The 18,063-nt window shown below is 71.2% G+C and carries 16 protein-coding genes; 8 read left to right on the top strand and 8 right to left on the bottom strand.

Annotation, left to right across the window (positions count from 1 at the left end; all coding sequences use genetic code 11):
* Window positions 1-182 precede the first annotated feature (182 nt).
* Window positions 183-812 (bottom strand): uridine kinase, encoded by a 630-nt coding sequence (locus ACIRQP_RS14630; RefSeq protein ID WP_403888765.1) that lies wholly within the window; start codon window positions 810-812, stop codon window positions 183-185.
* A gap of 227 nt (window positions 813-1,039) precedes the next feature.
* On the opposite strand from ACIRQP_RS14630, the gene ACIRQP_RS14625 reads away from it, so the two are divergent.
* Both ACIRQP_RS14625 and ACIRQP_RS14620 read left to right on the top strand, forming a co-directional pair.
* A complete protein-coding gene (locus ACIRQP_RS14625; protein WP_403888762.1) occupies window positions 1,040-2,434 on the top strand; it encodes a peptidase C39 family protein in 1,395 nt (464 codons plus the stop codon).
* Window positions 2,435-2,564: 130 nt separating this feature from the next.
* Window positions 2,565-3,251 carry a TetR/AcrR family transcriptional regulator gene (locus tag ACIRQP_RS14620; RefSeq protein WP_403888759.1) on the top strand — a complete coding sequence of 229 codons (687 nt, stop codon included), beginning with the start codon at window positions 2,565-2,567 and terminating at the stop codon, window positions 3,249-3,251.
* Between the two features lie 169 nt (window positions 3,252-3,420).
* Here the strand turns inward: ACIRQP_RS14620 and ACIRQP_RS14615 are convergent, their stop codons facing one another.
* Window positions 3,421-4,659, bottom strand: a complete 1,239-nt coding sequence (locus ACIRQP_RS14615) for a glycoside hydrolase family 18 protein (RefSeq protein WP_403888756.1) — start codon at window positions 4,657-4,659, stop codon at window positions 3,421-3,423.
* Window positions 4,660-5,012: 353 nt separating this feature from the next.
* Between ACIRQP_RS14615 and ACIRQP_RS14610 the strand changes: the two genes are divergently transcribed.
* Window positions 5,013-6,185 (top strand): acyl-CoA dehydrogenase family protein, encoded by a 1,173-nt coding sequence (locus tag ACIRQP_RS14610; RefSeq protein ID WP_403888753.1) that lies wholly within the window; start codon window positions 5,013-5,015, stop codon window positions 6,183-6,185.
* A gap of 45 nt (window positions 6,186-6,230) precedes the next feature.
* On the opposite strand, the gene ACIRQP_RS14605 is transcribed toward ACIRQP_RS14610, so the two are convergent.
* The gene (locus ACIRQP_RS14605) at window positions 6,231-6,629 is read right to left on the bottom strand and encodes a hypothetical protein (RefSeq protein WP_403888750.1); all 399 of its coding nucleotides are present in this window, start codon (window positions 6,627-6,629) and stop codon (window positions 6,231-6,233) included.
* Between the two features lie 203 nt (window positions 6,630-6,832).
* On the opposite strand from ACIRQP_RS14605, the gene ACIRQP_RS14600 reads away from it, so the two are divergent.
* The 4 genes from ACIRQP_RS14600 to fxsA all read left to right on the top strand — a co-directional run bounded on the left by ACIRQP_RS14600 (window position 6,833) and on the right by fxsA (window position 11,085).
* The gene (locus tag ACIRQP_RS14600) at window positions 6,833-7,273 is read left to right on the top strand and encodes an Lrp/AsnC family transcriptional regulator (RefSeq protein WP_403888748.1); all 441 of its coding nucleotides are present in this window, start codon (window positions 6,833-6,835) and stop codon (window positions 7,271-7,273) included.
* A gap of 124 nt (window positions 7,274-7,397) precedes the next feature.
* Window positions 7,398-9,032 carry an amidohydrolase gene (locus ACIRQP_RS14595; protein ID WP_403888745.1) on the top strand — a complete coding sequence of 545 codons (1,635 nt, stop codon included), beginning with the start codon at window positions 7,398-7,400 and terminating at the stop codon, window positions 9,030-9,032.
* 594 nt (window positions 9,033-9,626) lie between these two features.
* Window positions 9,627-10,427 (top strand): polyprenol monophosphomannose synthase, encoded by an 801-nt coding sequence (locus ACIRQP_RS14590; protein ID WP_403888742.1) that lies wholly within the window; start codon window positions 9,627-9,629, stop codon window positions 10,425-10,427.
* Window positions 10,428-10,482: 55 nt separating this feature from the next.
* Window positions 10,483-11,085: an FxsA family membrane protein gene (fxsA, locus tag ACIRQP_RS14585; protein ID WP_403888739.1), complete on the top strand. Its 603-nt coding sequence runs from the start codon at window positions 10,483-10,485 to the stop codon at window positions 11,083-11,085.
* A gap of 147 nt (window positions 11,086-11,232) precedes the next feature.
* Here the strand turns inward: fxsA and ACIRQP_RS14580 are convergent, their stop codons facing one another.
* From ACIRQP_RS14580 to ACIRQP_RS14565, 4 genes are all read right to left on the bottom strand, one after another.
* On the bottom strand, window positions 11,233-11,607 hold the full coding sequence (locus tag ACIRQP_RS14580; RefSeq protein WP_003959706.1) for an RNA polymerase-binding protein RbpA: 375 nt from the start codon (window positions 11,605-11,607) through the stop codon (window positions 11,233-11,235).
* A gap of 266 nt (window positions 11,608-11,873) precedes the next feature.
* Window positions 11,874-13,232 carry an MFS transporter gene (locus ACIRQP_RS14575; protein WP_403888736.1) on the bottom strand — a complete coding sequence of 453 codons (1,359 nt, stop codon included), beginning with the start codon at window positions 13,230-13,232 and terminating at the stop codon, window positions 11,874-11,876.
* Window positions 13,233-13,293: 61 nt separating this feature from the next.
* Window positions 13,294-14,058 (bottom strand): glycerophosphodiester phosphodiesterase, encoded by a 765-nt coding sequence (locus tag ACIRQP_RS14570; RefSeq protein WP_403888733.1) that lies wholly within the window; start codon window positions 14,056-14,058, stop codon window positions 13,294-13,296.
* Window positions 14,055-14,723 carry a YitT family protein gene (locus ACIRQP_RS14565; protein WP_403888730.1) on the bottom strand — a complete coding sequence of 223 codons (669 nt, stop codon included), beginning with the start codon at window positions 14,721-14,723 and terminating at the stop codon, window positions 14,055-14,057. Before ACIRQP_RS14565 ends, ACIRQP_RS14570 begins: the two co-directional genes overlap by 4 nt.
* Window positions 14,724-14,823: 100 nt before the next feature.
* Between ACIRQP_RS14565 and ACIRQP_RS14560 the strand changes: the two genes are divergently transcribed.
* The gene (locus ACIRQP_RS14560) at window positions 14,824-16,323 is read left to right on the top strand and encodes a PLP-dependent aminotransferase family protein (RefSeq protein WP_403888727.1); all 1,500 of its coding nucleotides are present in this window, start codon (window positions 14,824-14,826) and stop codon (window positions 16,321-16,323) included.
* A gap of 44 nt (window positions 16,324-16,367) precedes the next feature.
* Here the strand turns inward: ACIRQP_RS14560 and ACIRQP_RS14555 are convergent, their stop codons facing one another.
* Window positions 16,368-18,023, bottom strand: a complete 1,656-nt coding sequence (locus ACIRQP_RS14555) for a hypothetical protein (RefSeq protein ID WP_403888724.1) — start codon at window positions 18,021-18,023, stop codon at window positions 16,368-16,370.
* Between the last annotated feature and the right edge of the window lie 40 nt (window positions 18,024-18,063).

Below are 18,063 nucleotides of genomic sequence, written 5' to 3'. Positions count from 1 at the left end.
GGCGCGGGGGAGGCGGCGGCGAACAGGTGCGAAGGGCAGAACGAAGCCCCCGATCACGGGGGAACAACCGGGGGCTTCGCGTCTGGGGCGGCTCCGAAAAGCCGCACATTAAGAACGTAAGACCTGTCCGGCCCCTCGGTCAAGCCGAGTTGGGCACTCTCCCGGGGTCGATTTCCGACTGGTCAGTATGGAGGCCGAAGCTGATCACGCTGCGTGATGGTCTGGTCCGCTCTCGCGGTCGTCCGGGGCCCCGTGCGTATCTCGTACCCCATCTGTCGCTCGGTTACCAGGGCATCGGCGAAGGACCGCGAGGGGTCGGCCGCGAAATGGCGTGTCTCCGCCGTTGTCCATTCGTCCCAGAAGGCCGAGAGCGCGGGTCCGTCACGCCGCCGGCCGCGCTCCCAGGACTCCTCCGGGCCCCGGTCCATCCAGAAGAGCCGGGCAAGGCACGGCCGCAGCGCCCGCCGCCCGGCCCCCACGCCCTCGATGATCACCACGGGGGCGGGCGGCAGCGGACGCGGCGCGGTGAACCGCCGCAGCGTCCAGTCGTACGGCGCGTAGTGCGCGCTCGCGCCGCGCGAGAGCGGCTCGATGACCTGCGCCCTCAGCCGTTCCCCCCAGGTGAAGAACTGCTCGTGGGTCGCCAGGTCGTCGAGCCGCAGCACGGGCGCCCCGGCCAGCTCCGCCGACAGCCGCGTCGCGAAGGTGCTCTTGCCGGAGCCCGCGTGCCCGTCGACCGCGATCAGCCGGACGGGGCCGCAGGAGGGCGGCAGAGCGCGCAGCGCCGCGGCCGGTTCGGTCAGGTCGTTCATCTGTCCCACCCTACGAGGCCGCGCCCCACGCGTCCGGGCGCGGTCGCCGCCGCAGGTCACGCCAGTGGTGAAGACCAATATTGGTGTGCCGACGCGGTCCGAATCGCTGGCAGGGGCCCACCGTGAACCGCGATAGTGGACGACTGTCGAACAGCCCGTCATCTCTCCGTGCTCTCCCGTTTCTCCACCGTTCTCACCGCTCTCTCCGCCTTCGACCGGAGGTTCTCATGACCAGCCCCTCCTCACGCAGAACCGTGCTGGCCGCCGCGCTCGCGGCCGTCGCGGGCACCGGTGCGGCGGGCGCGGTCCCGGCCGCCGCCGCTTCCGCCCCGACCCCGGACCGGACCCCCGCCCCACCCCCCTCAACCGCTCCCAACGGGGCGAACCCTCTCGTGGACAACGCCTTCTGGACCTCGTACGCCGACTGGCGCGCCGGTACCGCGAAGGGCACCCGTGCGGTGTCCGGCGCCCGGCCCTCGCTGGTGATCGGCACCCCCGCGGGCCGTACCGACTACGCCGATCCGCACACCGGTACGACCACCACCTGGGAGTACGGGACCTGGACCTCACCCCTGCACCGCTCGAAGGTGCCCGCCACCGAGGTGATCGCCTCCTGGAACGCACGGACCCCGGCCGGTACCTGGCTCCAGATCGAACTGCGCGGCCAGTATGCCGACGGCACCGAGACGCCCTGGTACGTGATGGGCCGCTGGACCGCGGGCGACGGCGCGGGCGACATCCGGCGTACGTCCGTCGACGGCCAGAGCGACGGGCGGAGCAGCGTCTGGACCGACACCTTCTCGGTGGACGCCCCGGCGAGCGGGCTGCGCCTCGCCTCGTACCGGCTGCGGCTCACTCTCCACCGCAGGCCGGGCAGCACGCTCACACCGGTGGTGCACCGGGCGGGCGCGATGGCCTCCGACGTCCCGGACCGGTTCACCGTCCCCGCGTCCACGCCGGGGCTCGCCCGCGAGCTGATCGTGCCGCGCTACTCGCAGAACACCCATGCCGGGCAGTACCCCGAGTACGACAACGGCGGCGAGGCCTGGTGCAGCCCCACCTCCTCACAGATGATCATCGAGTACTGGGGGCGCCGGCCCACCGCCGGGGATCTCGCCTGGGTGAACCCGGACTTCGCCGACCCCCAGGTCTGCCACGCGGCCCGGTTCACCTACGACTACCAGTACGAGGGCTGCGGCAACTGGCCCTTCAACGCCGCGTACGCCGCCACCTACCGGGACATGAGCGCGGCCGTGACCCGGCTGGGCTCGCTCACCGACGTGGAGACCCTCATCCGCGCGGGTATCCCCGTGATCACCTCGCAGTCCTTCCTCAAGGAGGAGCTGACGGGGGCGGGTTACGGCACCGCGGGTCATCTGATGACCGTGATCGGTTTCACGGCCGACGGCGATGTGATCGCCAATGACCCCGCCTCGCCGGACAACCCCGCCGTTCGCCGCGTCTACCGGCGTCCGGAATGGGAGACGATCTGGCTCAGGACCAAGCGGTACAACGCCTCGGGCCAGGTGGCCTCCGGCACGGGCGGCGTCTGCTACGTCTACTGGCCCGCCGTGCCGGACGCGGCCCAGCGCCGGGCCCTGCGGTCGGTGGGCCTGCTCTGACGCGTCATCCTCCCGGGCGGCCGGAGGAATGATCTCCTCCGGCCGCCCGTGGCGCCGACCCGGGGGTGCTCTGCGATACTGCGGGCGATCGTGCGCACACCCCGTGGCAGCCGGAGACCAGGACGCGAATGTGAATCGCAGTGAACAGCGCGGCAGCTCCGAACGCTCCCAGGTCCGGCGCTCCGAACTCATCGCGATCGGCCGCAAGTTGTTCGCCGACACCTCGTACGACGCGCTGTCGATGGACGACATCGCCCAGCACGCCGGAGTCGCCAAGGGGCTGATCTACTACTACTTCAAGAACAAGCGCGGCTACTACCTCGCCATCGTCGAGGACTCGGTCGCCGAACTCGTCTCGCTCGCCTCGGGCGGCGCCGATCTCCCGCGCACCCAGCGCGTACAGCGCACGGTCGAGGCGTATCTGAGCTTCGCCCAGTACAACGAGGCGGCGTACCGCACCATCATCACCGGCGGCGTCGGCTTCGACACCCAGGTCCAGGCGATCCGCGACGCCGTACGGACGGGGCTGGTCTCCACGGTCGCCCAGGGCGCGTACGGCCGCTCCGACATCCCGCCGATCGCCCGGCTCGCACTGCTCGGCTGGCTCAGCGGCGTCGAGTGGCTCACGCTCGAATGGCTGGAGTACCAGCACGACCTGCCCAGGGAGATCCCGCGCGATCTGCTGGTACGGATGCTGCGCCACACGCTGAACACGATCGAGGAGTTCTCCCCCGAGTGCCCCGCGCCGCCGCCGGACCTCGACTGGCGCCCCTTCACGGGCCTCGACGAGAGCCACCAGGAGCCCCCGGGCGCATGAAGTCGCCGGGGGCATGAAGTCGCCGGGGGCGGGGGCCGCTGAGGCTCCCCGCCCCCGACGGGCCTAGTGCCGCTCCTCGACGGGCAAACATTGCCGATCGCGGCACCAGGGCGTGTTGCGAAAGTCCCGCCTGGCCTGCGGGCGGACGGCGCTACTTTCGCAACACGCCCTAGTTGATCGACTTGATCAGCTCACCGTCGGTGGTGTCCCCGCTCAGCTCCCAGAAGAAGGTGCCGCCCAGCCCCTGCTGGTTCTTGTACGCCATCTTCCCGGCGATGGTCGCGGGGGTGTCGTAGCTCCACCACTGGTTGCCGCAGAAGGCGTACGCGGTGCCCCCGACCGTGCCGTTGGCCGGGCAGGAGGTCTTCAGGATCTTGTAGTCCTCGATGCCCGCCTCGTACTTGCCCGGCGCCGCACCCGTCGCGGTGCCGCCCGGCTCCTTCTGCGTGACGCCGGTCCAGCCGCGCCCGTAGAAGCCGATGCCCAGCAGCAGCTTCTCGGACGGGACACCGAGCCCCTTGAGCTTGGTGATGGCCGCGTCGGAGTTGAAGCCCTCGGTCGGAATGCCCGGGTAGGACGTGAGCGGCGAGTGCGGGGCGGTGGGGCCCTGCGCCGCGAACGCGCCGAAGAAGTCGTACGTCATCGGGTTGTACCAGTCGAGGTACTGCGCGGCGCCGGCGTAGTCCGCGGCGTCGATCTTCCCGCCGTCCGAGCCGTCGGCGGTGATGGCCGCCGTCACCAGGTCGGAACCGAACTCGGTACGCAGCGCGGAAGCCAGGTTCCTGAACGCGTCACGACCGCTGGAGTCGCAGGTCAGACCGCAGGCGTTGGGGTACTCCCAGTCGATGTCGATACCGTCGAAGACATCGGCCCAGCGCGGGTCCTCGACCAGCGCGCGGCAGGACTGCGCGAACGCCGCCGGGTTCTTCGCCGCCTCGGTGAAGCCACCGGACCAGGACCAGCCGCCGAAGGACCAGATCACCTTGAGACCGGGGTGCTGCGCCTTGAGCTTGCGCAGCTGGTTGAAGTTGCCGCGCAGCGGCTGGTCCCAGGTGTCGGCGACGCCGTCGACGGACTGGTCGGCGGTGTACGCCTTCTCGTAGTCGGCGTACGAGTCGCCGATCACGCACTTGCCGCCGGTGACATTGCCGAACGCGTAGTTGATATGGGTGAGTTTGGCGGCGGAGCCGGAGGTCTCGATGTTCTTGACGTGGTAATTGCGGTCGTAGACGCCCCAGTTGGTGAAGTAGCCGATCACCTTGTCACCGGCCGCGGCAGCCGTGGTGGGGGAGGCTTCGCCGGCGGACGCGCTGCCCGCTCCGGAGAGCAGCGTCACGCCGAGGACGGCGGTACACGCGGCGGCGATCAGCGCGCGGAACCGGGCGCGGGGACGGTGGAGTCTGAGCACGGGATCTCCTCGTGGGGGAGGAAGAGCGAGTGGGGGGACAGCGATGCCATGGCGTTGACTTGGCATGAACGCGAAATGCGTTGAGGTGGACGTTAGAAGGACTAGACCAGTGAGGTCAATGGTTCGAACCAAGTTGCACCGTGCCCGCGGACCCTTCCGACCCGTGACGAAAGGCGCCCGATCGGGCATACTCAACGCGCCACAGCCACTGATCAGCCGCTTCCGCGATCCGGAGGGGCAGCATCGGCTGGGCACCACTGCCGTCCGGGGGCACCCCCGGACTCCAGCCGGCGGCGCCGCCACACCCTGCGCGCGCGACCGCCGCAGCGCCCGACAGGGAGGAGAGCGCCGCCATGTCCGACCGCGCCCCGCGACCGGTGGAACGCCAATTGCCCACCGAGGAGTCCCAGGACCTCGTCGCCCTCGTACGCGACATCATCCAGCGGGAGATCACCCCCAAGGCGGCCGAGGAGGAGGACGCCGGACACTTCCCCCGCGAACTCTTCACCCTCCTCTCCGCATCCGGACTGCTCGGCCTCCCCTATGACTCCGCCTACGGCGGCGGGGGTCAGCCGTACGAGGTCTATCTCCAGGTACTCGAAGAGCTCGCCGCCGCCCGGCTCACCGTCGGCCTCGGTGTCAGCGTCCACTCCCTCGCCTGCCACTCCCTCGCCGGCTACGGAACGAAGGCCCAGCAGACCGAGCACCTCCCCGCCATGCTGGGCGGCGGCCTCCTCGGCGCGTACTGCCTCTCCGAGCCCGCCTCGGGCTCGGACGCGGCCTCGCTCCGCACCAAGGCCGTACGGGACGGCGACGACTGGGTCATCACCGGCACCAAGGCCTGGATCACCCACGGCGGCATCGCGGACTTCTACACCGTGCTCGCGCGCACCGGCCAGGAGGGCGCCCGGGGCATCACGGCCTTCCTCGTCCCCGGCGACGTCCCCGGACTGAACACGGCGCTCCCCGAGAAGAAGATGGGTATGAAGGGATCGCCCACCGCCCAAATCCACTTCGACGGCGTGCGGGTGGCCGACGACCGCCGCGTCGGCGACGAGGGCCAGGGTTTCGCCATCGCGCTCTCCGCCCTCGACTCGGGCCGCCTCGGCATCGCCGCCTGCGCCGTCGGACTCGCCCAGGCGGCCCTGGACGAAGCCGTCGAATTCGCCACAGGGCGGCGGCAGTTCGGCAGACCCGTCGCGGATTTCCAGGGACTGCGCTTCCTGCTCGCCGACATGGCCACCAGGATCGAGGCCGGCCGCTCGCTCTACCTCGCCGCCGCCCGGCTGCGCGACGCGGGCCGCCCGTTCTCCCAACAGGCCGCCATGGCCAAGCTGTTCTGCACGGACGCCGCGATGCAGGTCACCATCGACGCCGTACAGGTACTCGGCGGCTACGGCTACACCGCGGACTTCCCGGCGGAGCGTTATATGCGTGAGGCGAAGGTGCTCCAGATCGTCGAGGGCACCAACCAGATCCAGCGCATGGTGATCGCCCGTCATCTGACGGGCCCGGAAACCCGCTGAACACCACCGCGCGCACGCCGACGGACCGTCAGCGTGCGTGGGTGTCTACGCCGCGTGCCGCTGGAGGGTCGGCACCTTGAACGGACGTGAGCCGGGACCGCCGACATGCGAGAACGGCTGCGTCCGCCAGTCGAGCCCCTGCGGCAGCGTCAGCAGCAGCGCCGTGTCCTGCTCCTGAGCCTCGGACGACGCGTCGGCGGCCGGAGCCTCCGACGCCGAACGGCCCGTACCGGCACACACCGAGAGCACGAACGGATTCCACGGGGAGGGGCACAGCGCGTGCTCCGGCAGGACATCCTCGTCCGCCAGCAACGCGATTGGCTGCGCACAGTCCGGGCAGACGACCCGGTACATCTCGAAGGTGTCGTAGAAGTCGGGCTCGTCGGCGTCGACAAGCTCAACGGGCTCCGGTTCGGTACGTCCGGCGCGCTTCAGGCTCTGCATGGAGACATTCCCCCTCGGGTGGGCCGACCAGGCTCTTATGGTCTCGACCACAGCAAGCAATTCCCGTCGCGCGAGCCAGGTAACCGTAAGGTCTCGACGGACCCGCCCAGAGGCCTGTGGTCTTCGTCACACGGCCCCCCGCGCGCTGCTTCGGCTCACTCCCGACTGTGCTGGAAGCGGCCCGGGGCAATAGGTTGATCCGTATGGAGGAGCTGGATCGTCAGATCGTGGATTTGCTTGTCAAGGACGGCCGCATGAGCTACACCGACCTGGGCAAGGCCACCGGCCTGTCCACTTCGGCGGTGCATCAGCGCGTACGCCGGCTGGAGCAGCGAGGCGTCATCCGCGGCTACGCCGCGGTGGTCGACCTGGAGGAGGTCGGCCTCCCCCTCACCGCGTTCATCTCGGTCAAACCGTTCGACCCCAGCGCCCCCGACGACATCGCGGACCGGCTCGCCGAAATCCCCGAGATCGAGGCGTGCCACAGCGTGGCGGGCGACGAGAACTACATCCTCAAGGTCCGGGTGGCGACCCCCCTGGCGCTCGAAAACATGCTCACCCGCATTCGCAGCCTGGCCGGAGTCTCCACCCGCACCACGGTGGTCCTCTCCACCCCCTACGAGTCCCGCCCACCGAGGCTCTGATCATTGACCGGAACGCCCACGGAGTCGCATCACCCCGCTCCCCACCAGGGCGGAGGCCGAGGGCGACCACCGGCACCACGACCCCGCGCCCCCGGCCGGCCCCGCACCGCGCGACACTGTCCGCATGACCAACCGCACCGCCCCGGACCTCCGCACCACCCTCCTCCGCCGCGGCGAAGTCCACAGCCCCGCCGACCCCTTCGCCACCGCCATGGTCGTAGAACGCGGCCACATCGCCTGGGTGGGCTCCGAAGGCGCCGCGGACTCCTTCGCCTCCGGTGTCGACGAGGTCATCGACCTCGAAGGCGCGCTCGTCACCCCCGCGTTCACCGACGCCCACGTGCACACCACCGCCACCGGCCTCGCGCTCACGGGTCTCGACCTGTCCGGCGCCCGGACCCTGCCGGAGGCGCTGAACCTCGTACGGGACCACCGCATCGCCCACCCCGGCGACCGGATCCTGCTCGGCCACGGCTGGGACTCCGCCCGCTGGCCCGAGCAGCGCCCCCCGTCCCGTGCCGAGCTCGACGACGCGGCCGGCGGCCGGCCGCTCTATCTGACGCGGATCGACGTGCACTCCGCGGTCGTGACCACCGCACTGCTCGATCTGGTCCCGGGGGTCACCTCACTGACCGGCTACCACCCGGACGCGCCGCTGACGGCCGCCGCCCACCACGCCGTGCGCGCGGCCGCCCACGGGTCCATCAGCGCACGCCAGCGCACCGAGGCGCAGCGGGCGGCGCGCGCCCGCGCCGCCTCGCTCGGCATCGGCGCGCTCCATGAGTGCGGCGGGCCGGAGATCTCCGACGAGGAGGACTTCACCGCACTGCTGCGACTGGCCGAGGACGAGCGGGGACCACGGATCCACGGCTACTGGGCCGAACGGATCACCGACGAGAAGGGCGCCCGGCGCGTCCAGGAGCTGGGCGCCGCCGGAGCCGCGGGTGATCTCTTCGTCGACGGCTCCCTCGGCTCCCACACCGCCTCCCTGCGCGAGCCCTACGCCGACGCCGCCCACACCGGTACCGCCCAGCTCGACGCCGCCGCGGTCGCGGCCCATGTCGCCTTCTGTACCGAGGCCGGGCTCCAGGCCGGTTTCCACGCCATCGGCGATGCCGCGATCAGCACCGTCGTCGAGGGCGTGCGCGCCGCCGCCGAGCGCCTGGGCCTGGCCCGTATCCGGGGAGCCAGGCACCGTGTCGAGCACGCCGAGATGCTCACCCCCGAAACCGTCGCGGCCTTCGCGGAGCTGGGCCTCACCGCCTCCGTACAGCCCGTCTTCGACGCGCTCTGGGGCGGCGCCGACGGCATGTACGCCCAGCGGCTCGGCGCCGACCGCGCCCGTACCCTCAATCCGTACGCCGCGCTGCTGCGCGCCGGCGTGCCGCTGGCCTTCGGCTCCGACAGCCCCGTCACCCCGCTGGATCCCTGGGGCACCATCAGGGCCGCCGCCTTCCACCGCACCCCCGAACACCGGATCTCGGTACGGGCGGCTTTCACCGCCCACACCCGTGGCGGCCGACGGGCCATGGGCCGTGACGACGCCGGTACGCTCGTGCCCGGCGCCCCCGCCGACTACGCGGTGTGGCGGACGGAGGAGCTGGTGGTCCAGGCCCCCGACGACCGGGTGGCCCGCTGGTCCACCGATCCGCGCTCGGGGACGCCGGGCCTGCCGGATCTGACGCCCGGCCGCCCGCTGCCCGAATGCCTGCGGACCGTCGTCTCCGGGCAAACGGTCTTCCTGCGACCGAACGAGTGACGTACGGACATTTCGTGCCGCCACCCGATGCCCGCCGGCCTCTGCCGCGACCTGCGGATCTTCTCCACTGACCTGGTGATCTGGGTCAACACCGCAGGTCAAACGACTATTGACAGTAAGCAGCCACCGGCGGGTAGGTTCGGCCGGGTCCACCACAGGACGTCCGTCCGGCAGCCTCCACGCAGTCGTCGAACGCCACTGGGTCATGGGGCGGTGTGCCGCACCGGCGCACCACCACTGGGAGCCAGGCCCAGCAGTCGCGTCTCGGGGGCGAGGGGAAGGTTTCAGCCGGTCGGCAGGTGCGACCCCGGATGGGGCCCGGCGTTCAGTAGACAACGGCTTTCGGTCGACCCGCAGCCAGCGGGTCCCAGGTCGGCCCGAAGGACGCCGGGTCCCGATCCGCAGTAGGTGTCTCCCTCCGTTTCCCTCGGGTTTCCCTTCGCCGGTACGTGTTACGTAACAAGATCTCCGGTTCCGTCCTCCATCTCCGGACATCACCGCCCATCCCCACCGACACAGGATCACCACGGTGGTCGTCGGCCATGGCGTGCTCGCTAAGCTGGAGCACCTGCGTACGGCGATTAAGGGGCAGCAGTGAACGACGGTGGCCAGAGGCGGTACGGCCCGCTCGGTACAGCCTTGGTGATCATCCCGACCTTCAACGAGGCCGAGAACATCAGGACCATCGTCACCCGCGTGCGCGCCGCGGTGCCGGAGGCCGACATCCTCATCGCCGACGACAACAGCCCCGACGGCACCGGCAAGATCGCCGATGAACTGGTCGCCGAGGACAGTCATGTCAAGGTCCTGCACCGCAGGGGCAAGGAAGGGCTCGGCGCCGCCTATCTGGCGGGCTTCCGCTGGGGGATCGAGCACGACTACGGCGTACTCGTCGAGATGGACGCCGACGGCTCCCATCAACCCGAGGAACTGCCCCGGCTGCTGACCGCGCTCAAGGGCGCCGATCTGGTGCTCGGCTCGCGCTGGGTGCCGGGCGGACGGGTCGTCAACTGGCCCAGGACCCGCGAGCTGATCTCCCGCGGCGGCAGCACCTACTCCCGTGTCCTGCTCGGCGTCCCGATCCGCGATGTCACCGGCGGCTACCGGGCGTTCCGCAGGGAGACCCTGGAGCGGCTCGGCCTCGACGCCGTCTCCTCCCAGGGCTACTGCTTCCAGGTCGATCTGGCCCGGCGCGCCGTCGAGGCGGGCTGTCATGTGGTCGAGGTGCCCATCACCTTCGTCGAACGCGAACTCGGCGACTCCAAGATGAGCAAGGACATCCTCGTCGAGGCGCTGTGGCGGGTCACGGCCTGGGGCATCGAGTCCCGGGCGAACAGGCTGCTCGGCCGGAAGTCCGCCGGACCCGACGGGACCGGAACCGCCGGATCCGCTTGATCATTCCGGCCGTTCCCATACGCCATCCGGTCGCGTCGCCAGGCACACTGGGAGTATGACGACCGCGCACTCGCCCCGGACCGTTCCCAAGCGCTCACGCGCCCGCACCTTCATCCCGCTGGGCGTCGCCGCCTGGCTCGTGCTGGAGATCTGGCTGCTGACCGTGGTGGCCGATGTCGCGGGCGGGCTGACCGTCCTGCTGCTCCTCGTGGGCGCGGTCGTGCTCGGCGCGGTGGTCATCAAGAGCGCCGGCCGCCGTGCCTTCCGCAATCTCACCGAGACCCTGCAACGGCAGCAGCAGCAACAGCCGGGCGAGGCGCCCGAGACCGGCACCGGCAGCACCGGCAGCACCGGCAATGGGTTCCTGATGCTCGGGGGCCTGCTGATCATGCTGCCGGGGCTGATCACCGACGTGCTGGGGCTGCTCCTGCTCATCCCGCCGGTACGGATGGCCCTCGGCCGGTACGCGGAGCGGTCATTGGAGCGCAGGATGCGCGCCCCGGCCGTGCCCGGCACCCTCGGCGACGCCTTCCAGCAGGCCCGGATGCACCAGCCGGACGGCAAGGTGGTCCAGGGCGAGGTCATCACGCACGACGAGGAGCGGGAGGGCACGCGCCACCCCGGTGACGAGGGCCCGCGCCCGCCGCTCACCCCGTGAGCCTCACCCGGCAGGGGACACCGGTGCTCCCCGGCAGGGGACACCGGAGCCGGCGGACGCCAAAGCCGCGGGCCGCGTCACACAGTGGAATGTGACGCGGCCCGCGGCTTTGGTGCTGTTCGCTTGTCGTGTGCGGTGGTTACGCGGTCAGGCGGACTTCCGGCTGTCCCGCGGGTGCACGGCGATGTTCATGGCGCCGGAGCGCAGGACGGCCAGCCTCTCGGCCAGCACCTCCTCCAGCTCCTCGCGGGTGCGCCGCTCCATGAGCATGTCCCAGTGCGTGCGCGCAGGCTTGCCCTTCTTCTCTTCGGGGCCATCCCCGTCCACCAGGAGTGCCTGGGCGCCACACGCCTTGCACTCCCACTCCGGCGGAATTTCCGCCTCTACCGAGAACGGCATCTCAAATCGATGGCCGTTCTGGCATGCGTACTCCACCGCCTGGCGCGGGGCCAGATCGATGCCGCGGTCCGTCTCGTAGCTGGTAACCACGAGTCGCGTGCCGCGGAGAGCTCGCTCACTCATGAATCGTGCCTCCCGGGCTTGTCGCCCACAGGACAGGTGTCGCTGTCGTCGTCATCCGGTCAACGTCCGGTCGGTGGTAAAGATTCCCGCTCCGGGTCATGCGTCGCCCGTCTGTGCCGCTGGTCATTCCAGGATTGCGTACCCACCAGCGCCCGGTTTGTCACATCTAACGGGAGATGTCACCCAGCGTTTTCGTTTCTCGACTACGCAGTAACGGTCCGCCTGGCAGGCCAAACGCGTACACTACCGCCCTTTGACTTCAACGCCTAAATCCGTTCCGGCACGGGGTTCCCCGCGGCGGCGATCGCCCGCCGCACCGGCACCCTCGCCAGCAGGACGAAACCGAGCGCGAAGAAGATCACCAGCGAGATGATCGCATCCCGGTAGCTCCCGGTGAGCTGGAACGCGAGCCCGAACACCAGCGGGCCCAGCCAGCTCAGGCCGCGGTCGCTCATCTCGTACGCGGAGAAGTACTCGGCCTCCTTGCCCCTCGGCACCAGATGCGAGAAGAGCGAGCGGGAGAGCGCCTGGCTGCCGCCCAGGACCAGGCCGATCGCCGCGGCCAGCGCGTAGAACGCGACCGGCGCCCCGGACGGCAGGAAGTACCCCGCGCCGAGGATGAGCGTCCAGACGGCGAGCGAGCCGAGAATCGTCCGCTTGGCCCCGTAGGACCTGGCCATCCGGCCCATGCCCAGTGCGCCCGCCACCGCGAGTATCTGCACCAGCAGCACGGCGGTGATCAGAGTCGTCTGGTCCAGGCCCAGCTCCTCGGAGCCATAGACCGAGGCCTGCGAGATCACCGTCTGGATGCCGTCGTTGTAGAGGAGATAGGCGAGCAGGAAGGACAGCGTCAGCGGATGGCGGCGCATGTCCCGCAGGGTCGCGATCAGTTGCCGCCAGCCGGTGCCGACCGCGCCCGCGCCCTCCCGCACCACCCGGCGGTCGCGCAGCCGGCGCAGCGGGACGAGCGTGAAGGCGCCCCACCAGACACCGGCCGAGGCCAGACAGATACGGACGGCCGTCGACTCCGAGACGCCGAACGAGTCATGGCCGGTGTAGAGCACGAGATTGAGGACGAGTACCAGCGCGCCCGAGGTGTAGCCGAACGCCCAGCCGCGCGAGGAAACGGCGTCACGCTCCTCGGGCCCCGCGATCTGCGGCAGATACGCGTTGTAGAGCACCATCGAGACCGCCAGCGAGGCGTTCGCCACGATCAACAGCAGCGCGCCCAGCAGATAGCGGTCACCGTCCAGGAAGAACATGCCCGCCGTGGCGCCGGCGCCGAGATACGCGGCGAGCGCGAGCAGCGGCTTCTTGCGTCCCGAGCGGTCGGCGGCGGCGCCGACCAGCGGCATCACCACCACCGCCACCACGATGGAGAGGGAGACCGTGTACGCGAACACCGAGCCCGCGCGGACGGGTATGCCCAGCGGACGGACAAAGCCGTCCGCGTCCGCCGCCGCCTTCGCCACCGAGGTCAGATAGGGGCCGAGGAAGACCGTGAGCACGCTCGTCGAGTAGACCGAGCACGCGAAGTCGTAGAAGTACCAGCCGCGCTGCTCGCGTCTGCGTTCCGTCGCCCCGTCGGCCGAACCGTCGGCACGGTCCACGGTGTCAGCGGTCACCGGTGCGTCCTCGCTCTCCCCGTCGCTGCTCCCAGCCTTCCCCGGCGGACGCCCCGCCCGGTCAATGCCAGGCTCCCCGCGCGATCAACACCGCGCGCAGCGTCTCCAGTTGATCAGTCATGATGCCATCCACACCGAGATCGAGGAGCGCCTCCATCCGATCCGGATCGTTCACCGTCCAGACATGCACCTGGAGACCGCGCGCGTGCGCCGTCCGTATGAAGCGCTCATCGACCACCCGGACACCGTTCTGGGTCTCGGGGACCTGGGCGCAGACGGCGCCCCGCCGGACGGGGGCCGGGATGCCGTACGAGCGCAGCCGCAGGCCCAGCACGCCCCGTACCCCGTACGAGGTGGCGAGCCGGGGCCCCGCGATACGGGCCGCGCCGGCCACCCGGGCCTCGGAGAAAGAGCCCACGCACACCCGGTCCCAGCTGCCGGTCCTGCGGATCAGTTCGACCAGGGGGAGCTGGGCGGGGGCGGCTTTGATGTCCACGTTCCAGCGCGCGTCGGGGAATTCTTCGAGCAGCTCCTCGAAGAGTGGCAGCGGCTCGGTCCCCGCCACCCTCGCCCGGCGCACGTCCTTCCAGGACAGGTCCGCGATCCGGCCGCGGGCGTCGGTCACCCGGTCCAGCGTCGAGTCGTGGAAGGCGACGAGCCGGCCGTCCGCGGTGGCGTGCACATCGGTCTCGAAGTAGCGGTATCCGAGCCCGGCGGCGCGGCGGAACGCGGCGGCGGTGTTCTCCAGGCCGTCCGCCGCGCCGCCGCGATGGGCGAACGGGATCGGGGCCGGGTGGTCCAGATAGGGGTGGGGTACGCGAGTCACCGCCGCAGTATGGCCTGCTCCGGTGACCCGGTGGCGACCACCGTGCTGCCGTTGCCCGCCGCCGGGATGGCGAAGACACGCAGGAACAGCTGGGCGAGCGGTCCGATGGCCAGGGCGTAGGCGACCGTCCCGATGCCCACCGACCCACCGAGGACGAAGCCGGTGACGACGACCGCCACCTCGATCCCCGTGCGGACGAGCCGTACCGAGCGGCCGGTCAGCCGGTGCAGCCCGGTCATCAGACCGTCCCGCGGCCCCGGGCCGAACCGGGCCGCGATATAGAGACCGGTGGCCGCTCCGTTGAGCACGATGCCCGCGATCAGCAGCGGGATACGGACGGCCGGGCCGTGGCCTTCGGGGACGAGGGCGAGCGCGGCGTCCATGGCGACGCCGACCACGAAGACATTGGAGACCGTGCCGAGCCCGGGGCGCTGTCTGATCGGTATCCAGAGCAGCAGCACCACAGCGCCGACGATGATCGAGACGACCCCCATCGTCAGCCCGGTCAGCTCCGCCAGCCCCTGGTGCAGCACACCCCATGGCTCCAGACCGAGGCCACCGCGCACCAGCAGCGCCGAGCTGGCCCCGTACAGCGCGAGTCCCGCGTACAGCTGGAGCAGCCGCCGCGTGAGATGTGGACCCCGGCGGCCGGAGGTGATGGACATGGTGGTGCCCCCTGATGCGATGGTGGACTGATACATGACACTCTGTGGCGGGGTGGCAGATGTCAACCATGGCCAATTCGGGGAAGGTGGACTGACTTCCATGGCGCAGTGGACTTCCGCCGTCGGCGCGGCTCAGCTCGCCCGGCAGCTCAAGACTCAGCAGCGCGGGCCCATCGGCCCCGGCACCCGCAGACCGCCCGCCTACCGGGCCCTCGCCGACGGTATCCGGCTGCTCGTCCTCGAAGGCCGTGTCCCCGTCGCGGCCCGGCTCCCCGCCGAGCGCGAGCTGGCGCTCGCCCTGACCGTGAGCCGTACGACGGTGGCCGCCGCGTACGAGGCACTGCGCGCGGAAGGGTTTCTGGAGTCCCGTCGGGGCGCCGGCAGCTGGACGGCCGTACCGGCGGGCAATCCGCTGCCCGCGCGCGGTCTGGAGCCCCTGCCGCCCGAGTCGCTGGGCTCGATGATCGACCTCGGCACCGCCGCGCTGCCCGCCCCCGAGCCATGGCTCACCCGGGCTGTCCAGGGCGCGCTGGAGGAGCTGACGCCGTACGCGCACACCCATGGCGACTACCCGGCCGGGCTGCCGGCGCTGCGCCAGATGCTCGCCGACCGCTACACCGAACGCGGCATCCCGACCATGCCGGAGCAGATCATGGTCACCACCGGCGCGATGGGGGCGATCGACGCGATCTGCCATCTCTTCGCGGGCCGGGGCGAACGGATCGCGGTGGAGTCGCCCTCGTACGCCAATATCCTCCAGCTGATGCGGGAGGCGGGCGCGCGACTGGTGCCCGTCGCCATGGCGGAGGGGCTGACCGGCTGGGATCTGGGGCGCTGGCGTCAGGTGCTCAGGGAGGCGGCCCCCCGGCTCGCCTATGTCGTCGCCGACTTCCACAATCCGACGGGCGCGCTGGCCGACGAGGACCAGCGGCGGCAGCTGGTCGACGCCGCACGGTCGGCGGGCACGGTGCTGGTCGTCGACGAGACCATGTCCGAACTGCGGCTGGACGCGGATCTGCGGATGCCGCGGCGGGTCTGCGCGTTCGACCCCGCGGGCAGCACGGTGGTCACGGTCGGTTCGGCCAGCAAGGCGTTCTGGGCGGGCATGCGGATCGGCTGGGTACGCGCCGCGCCCGATGTGATCCGGTCGCTGGTCTCCGCGCGCGCGTACGCCGACATGGGTACCCCGGTGCTGGAGCAGCTCGCCGTCAACTGGCTGATGCGGACCGGTGGCTGGGAGGAGGCCGTCGCCCTGCGCAGGGCCCAGGCGCGCGAGAACCGTGACGCGCTGGTGGCGGCGGTACGTGAACAGCTGCCCGGCTGGGAGTTCGAGGTGCCGGGCGGCGGGCTGACCCTGTGGGTACGTACCGGCGGCCTGTCCGGATCACGCCTGGCCGAGGTGGGCGAACGGGTCGGCGTACGGGTGCCCTCGGGGCCCCGCTTCGGGGTCGACGGGGCGTTCGAGGGGTACGTACGGCTGCCGTTCACCGTGGGCGGCCCGGTCGCCGTCGAGGCGGCGGCGCGGCTTGCGGCGGCGGCACGGCTCGTGGAGACCGGGGCGAGCACGGGCACGGACGCGCCGCGCACCTTTGTCGCCTGACGGCCTGGACGAGTGAGTCCGTAGGAGCGTCGTCCGGGACGGCGTCAGCCCTCGGCGGGTACGACGGCGCCGACCGGTCCCACCGCCGCGGCCGGCGCGCGCCCGTGACCCGGCTCGCGCTCCTGGTCGGGGACCGACCGCGCGGTGTTCCGTTCCGCGTCGGCCGGGTCCTCCTCGGAGGGGGCCGCGACCGCCGGTTGACGCTCCGGAAGAAGACCGAGGACGGCACGGCGGTGCGCGTCGCTCGTCGCGTCGTCGTACGGGTCGGGCGTCGCCGGGACCTGGAGCCTGAGGACCGGTCCGGTGCCGAGCCGCGCGTACCCCCTGCCGGGCGGGACGTCCGCCGGGGGCGTGGAGCGCGGCGGCGCGCCCAGTACCGCTTCCACCTGCGCGGGCGCGGCGGTCCCGAGGATCACCCGCGCGCGGGTGCAGGTCAGTACGGCCTCGCCGAGCGTGTCCAGACTGTCGAGATGGTCGGCCACGACCACCGTCACATGGGCTGATCTGCCGTGCCGCAGCGGCACCTTGAGCAGCTCCAGCGGATCGGGCCGTCCCTCGGCGGCGGCCAGATGACCGAAGACGCTCGGCCGGTCCAGCAGGATCCACAGCGGGCGCTTGGTGTCCTCGGGCGCGGGACGGCCCGACTGTCCGGCCCGGTTGGCGGCGATCAGCCGGCGCTCCGTCTCGCTGGCGGCCCACTCCAGACCGGTCAGCGCCCCGGCCAGTCCGCACTCCACGGCCAGTACACCCGTACGCCCGGCCAGACAGCTGAATTCTCCGGTCCCCCCGCCCTCCACGATCAGGACCTCACCGTGCTGGGCGGCCTGGAGCGCGAGGGAGCGCAGCAGGCTGGTGGCGCCGCTGCCCGGCAGACCCGTGACCAGCAGATGCGGCTCGGTGGAGCGCGGCCCCGTCCGCCAGAGCACCGGCGGCTCGTCCCGGCTCTCGCCGTCCGCCACGACCGGGATGGTGCGCCGTACCGCGCTGTCGTCCGTGAAGCCGAGCACGGACTCGCCGGGGGCGGTGACGAAGGACTGGGCGGCGATGGCGGTGGACAGCGCGGGAAGCACGGTGACCGTGAGCTGGTTGGCCTCCTCCTCCCACTCGAAGAGGTACTCGCGCCCGCGCCCGCACTTGGCCTGGAGCAGCTGCTCGATCCGGGCGCGCACATCGGGATCGCTGTCGGGGAAGTACGGGGGGTATCTCAGCTGGAGCCGGGTGAGCCGTCCGCCGGTGTCGAAGGCGTGGTCGTCGAACGCCGCACTCCAGGCGCCGCCGTGGGCGTAGAGCGGATTCGGGTCTTCCGGTACGGCGAAGTACGGCACCAGCGCCTCGTAGAGGGACTGGAGCCGCTTCACCTCCGTGTCGTCGGGACCGGTCGGTACGGGAGCGGTGTCGCGCCCCTTCCAGCCGGCCACACCCATCAAGGTGATCAGGCCGAGCAGCGGCCCGTACGGGATGAGCGCCACCACCAGGACGCAGGCCGCCACCAGGAACAGCGCGGGACCACGCCGGTCCTTCGGGGTGCCGGCCCACTTGTGGCGTGCCGCGGTGGCCAGCATCCGCAGCCCGCGGGAGACGGTGATCAGTGGATGGAGAACATCGGTGGCGCTGTCGGCGGCCGTGCGGGCCAGCTCGCGACTGCGGGCGATCTGGGCGCTGCCGCTGGTCAGAATGCGGGGGAGTGGTCGCCGGGCCACGTGTGTCTCCTGATGGTGCGGAAGGGGGGGCGGGCGGGCG

The organism is Streptomyces sp. NPDC102274 (assembly GCF_044766385.1).
In the GTDB taxonomy this organism is placed as follows: domain Bacteria; phylum Actinomycetota; class Actinomycetes; order Streptomycetales; family Streptomycetaceae; genus Streptomyces.
This window is presented reverse-complemented; position numbering and strand designations above follow the sequence as displayed.

Coding starts and splice junctions, on each gene's coding strand:
- ACIRQP_RS14565 (WP_403888730.1), bottom strand. CDS start 14,723: ATGTCCATCACCTCCGGCCGCCGGGGTCCACATCTCACGCGGCGGCTG.
- ACIRQP_RS14605 (WP_403888750.1), bottom strand. CDS start 6,629: ATGCAGAGCCTGAAGCGCGCCGGACGTACCGAACCGGAGCCCGTTGAG.
- ACIRQP_RS14610 (WP_403888753.1), top strand. CDS start 5,013: ATGTCCGACCGCGCCCCGCGACCGGTGGAACGCCAATTGCCCACCGAG.
- fxsA (WP_403888739.1), top strand. CDS start 10,483: ATGACGACCGCGCACTCGCCCCGGACCGTTCCCAAGCGCTCACGCGCC.
- ACIRQP_RS14630 (WP_403888765.1), bottom strand. CDS start 812: ATGAACGACCTGACCGAACCGGCCGCGGCGCTGCGCGCTCTGCCGCCC.
- ACIRQP_RS14580 (WP_003959706.1), bottom strand. CDS start 11,607: ATGAGTGAGCGAGCTCTCCGCGGCACGCGACTCGTGGTTACCAGCTAC.
- ACIRQP_RS14560 (WP_403888727.1), top strand. CDS start 14,824: ATGGCGCAGTGGACTTCCGCCGTCGGCGCGGCTCAGCTCGCCCGGCAG.
- ACIRQP_RS14600 (WP_403888748.1), top strand. CDS start 6,833: ATGGAGGAGCTGGATCGTCAGATCGTGGATTTGCTTGTCAAGGACGGC.
- ACIRQP_RS14595 (WP_403888745.1), top strand. CDS start 7,398: ATGACCAACCGCACCGCCCCGGACCTCCGCACCACCCTCCTCCGCCGC.
- ACIRQP_RS14625 (WP_403888762.1), top strand. CDS start 1,040: ATGACCAGCCCCTCCTCACGCAGAACCGTGCTGGCCGCCGCGCTCGCG.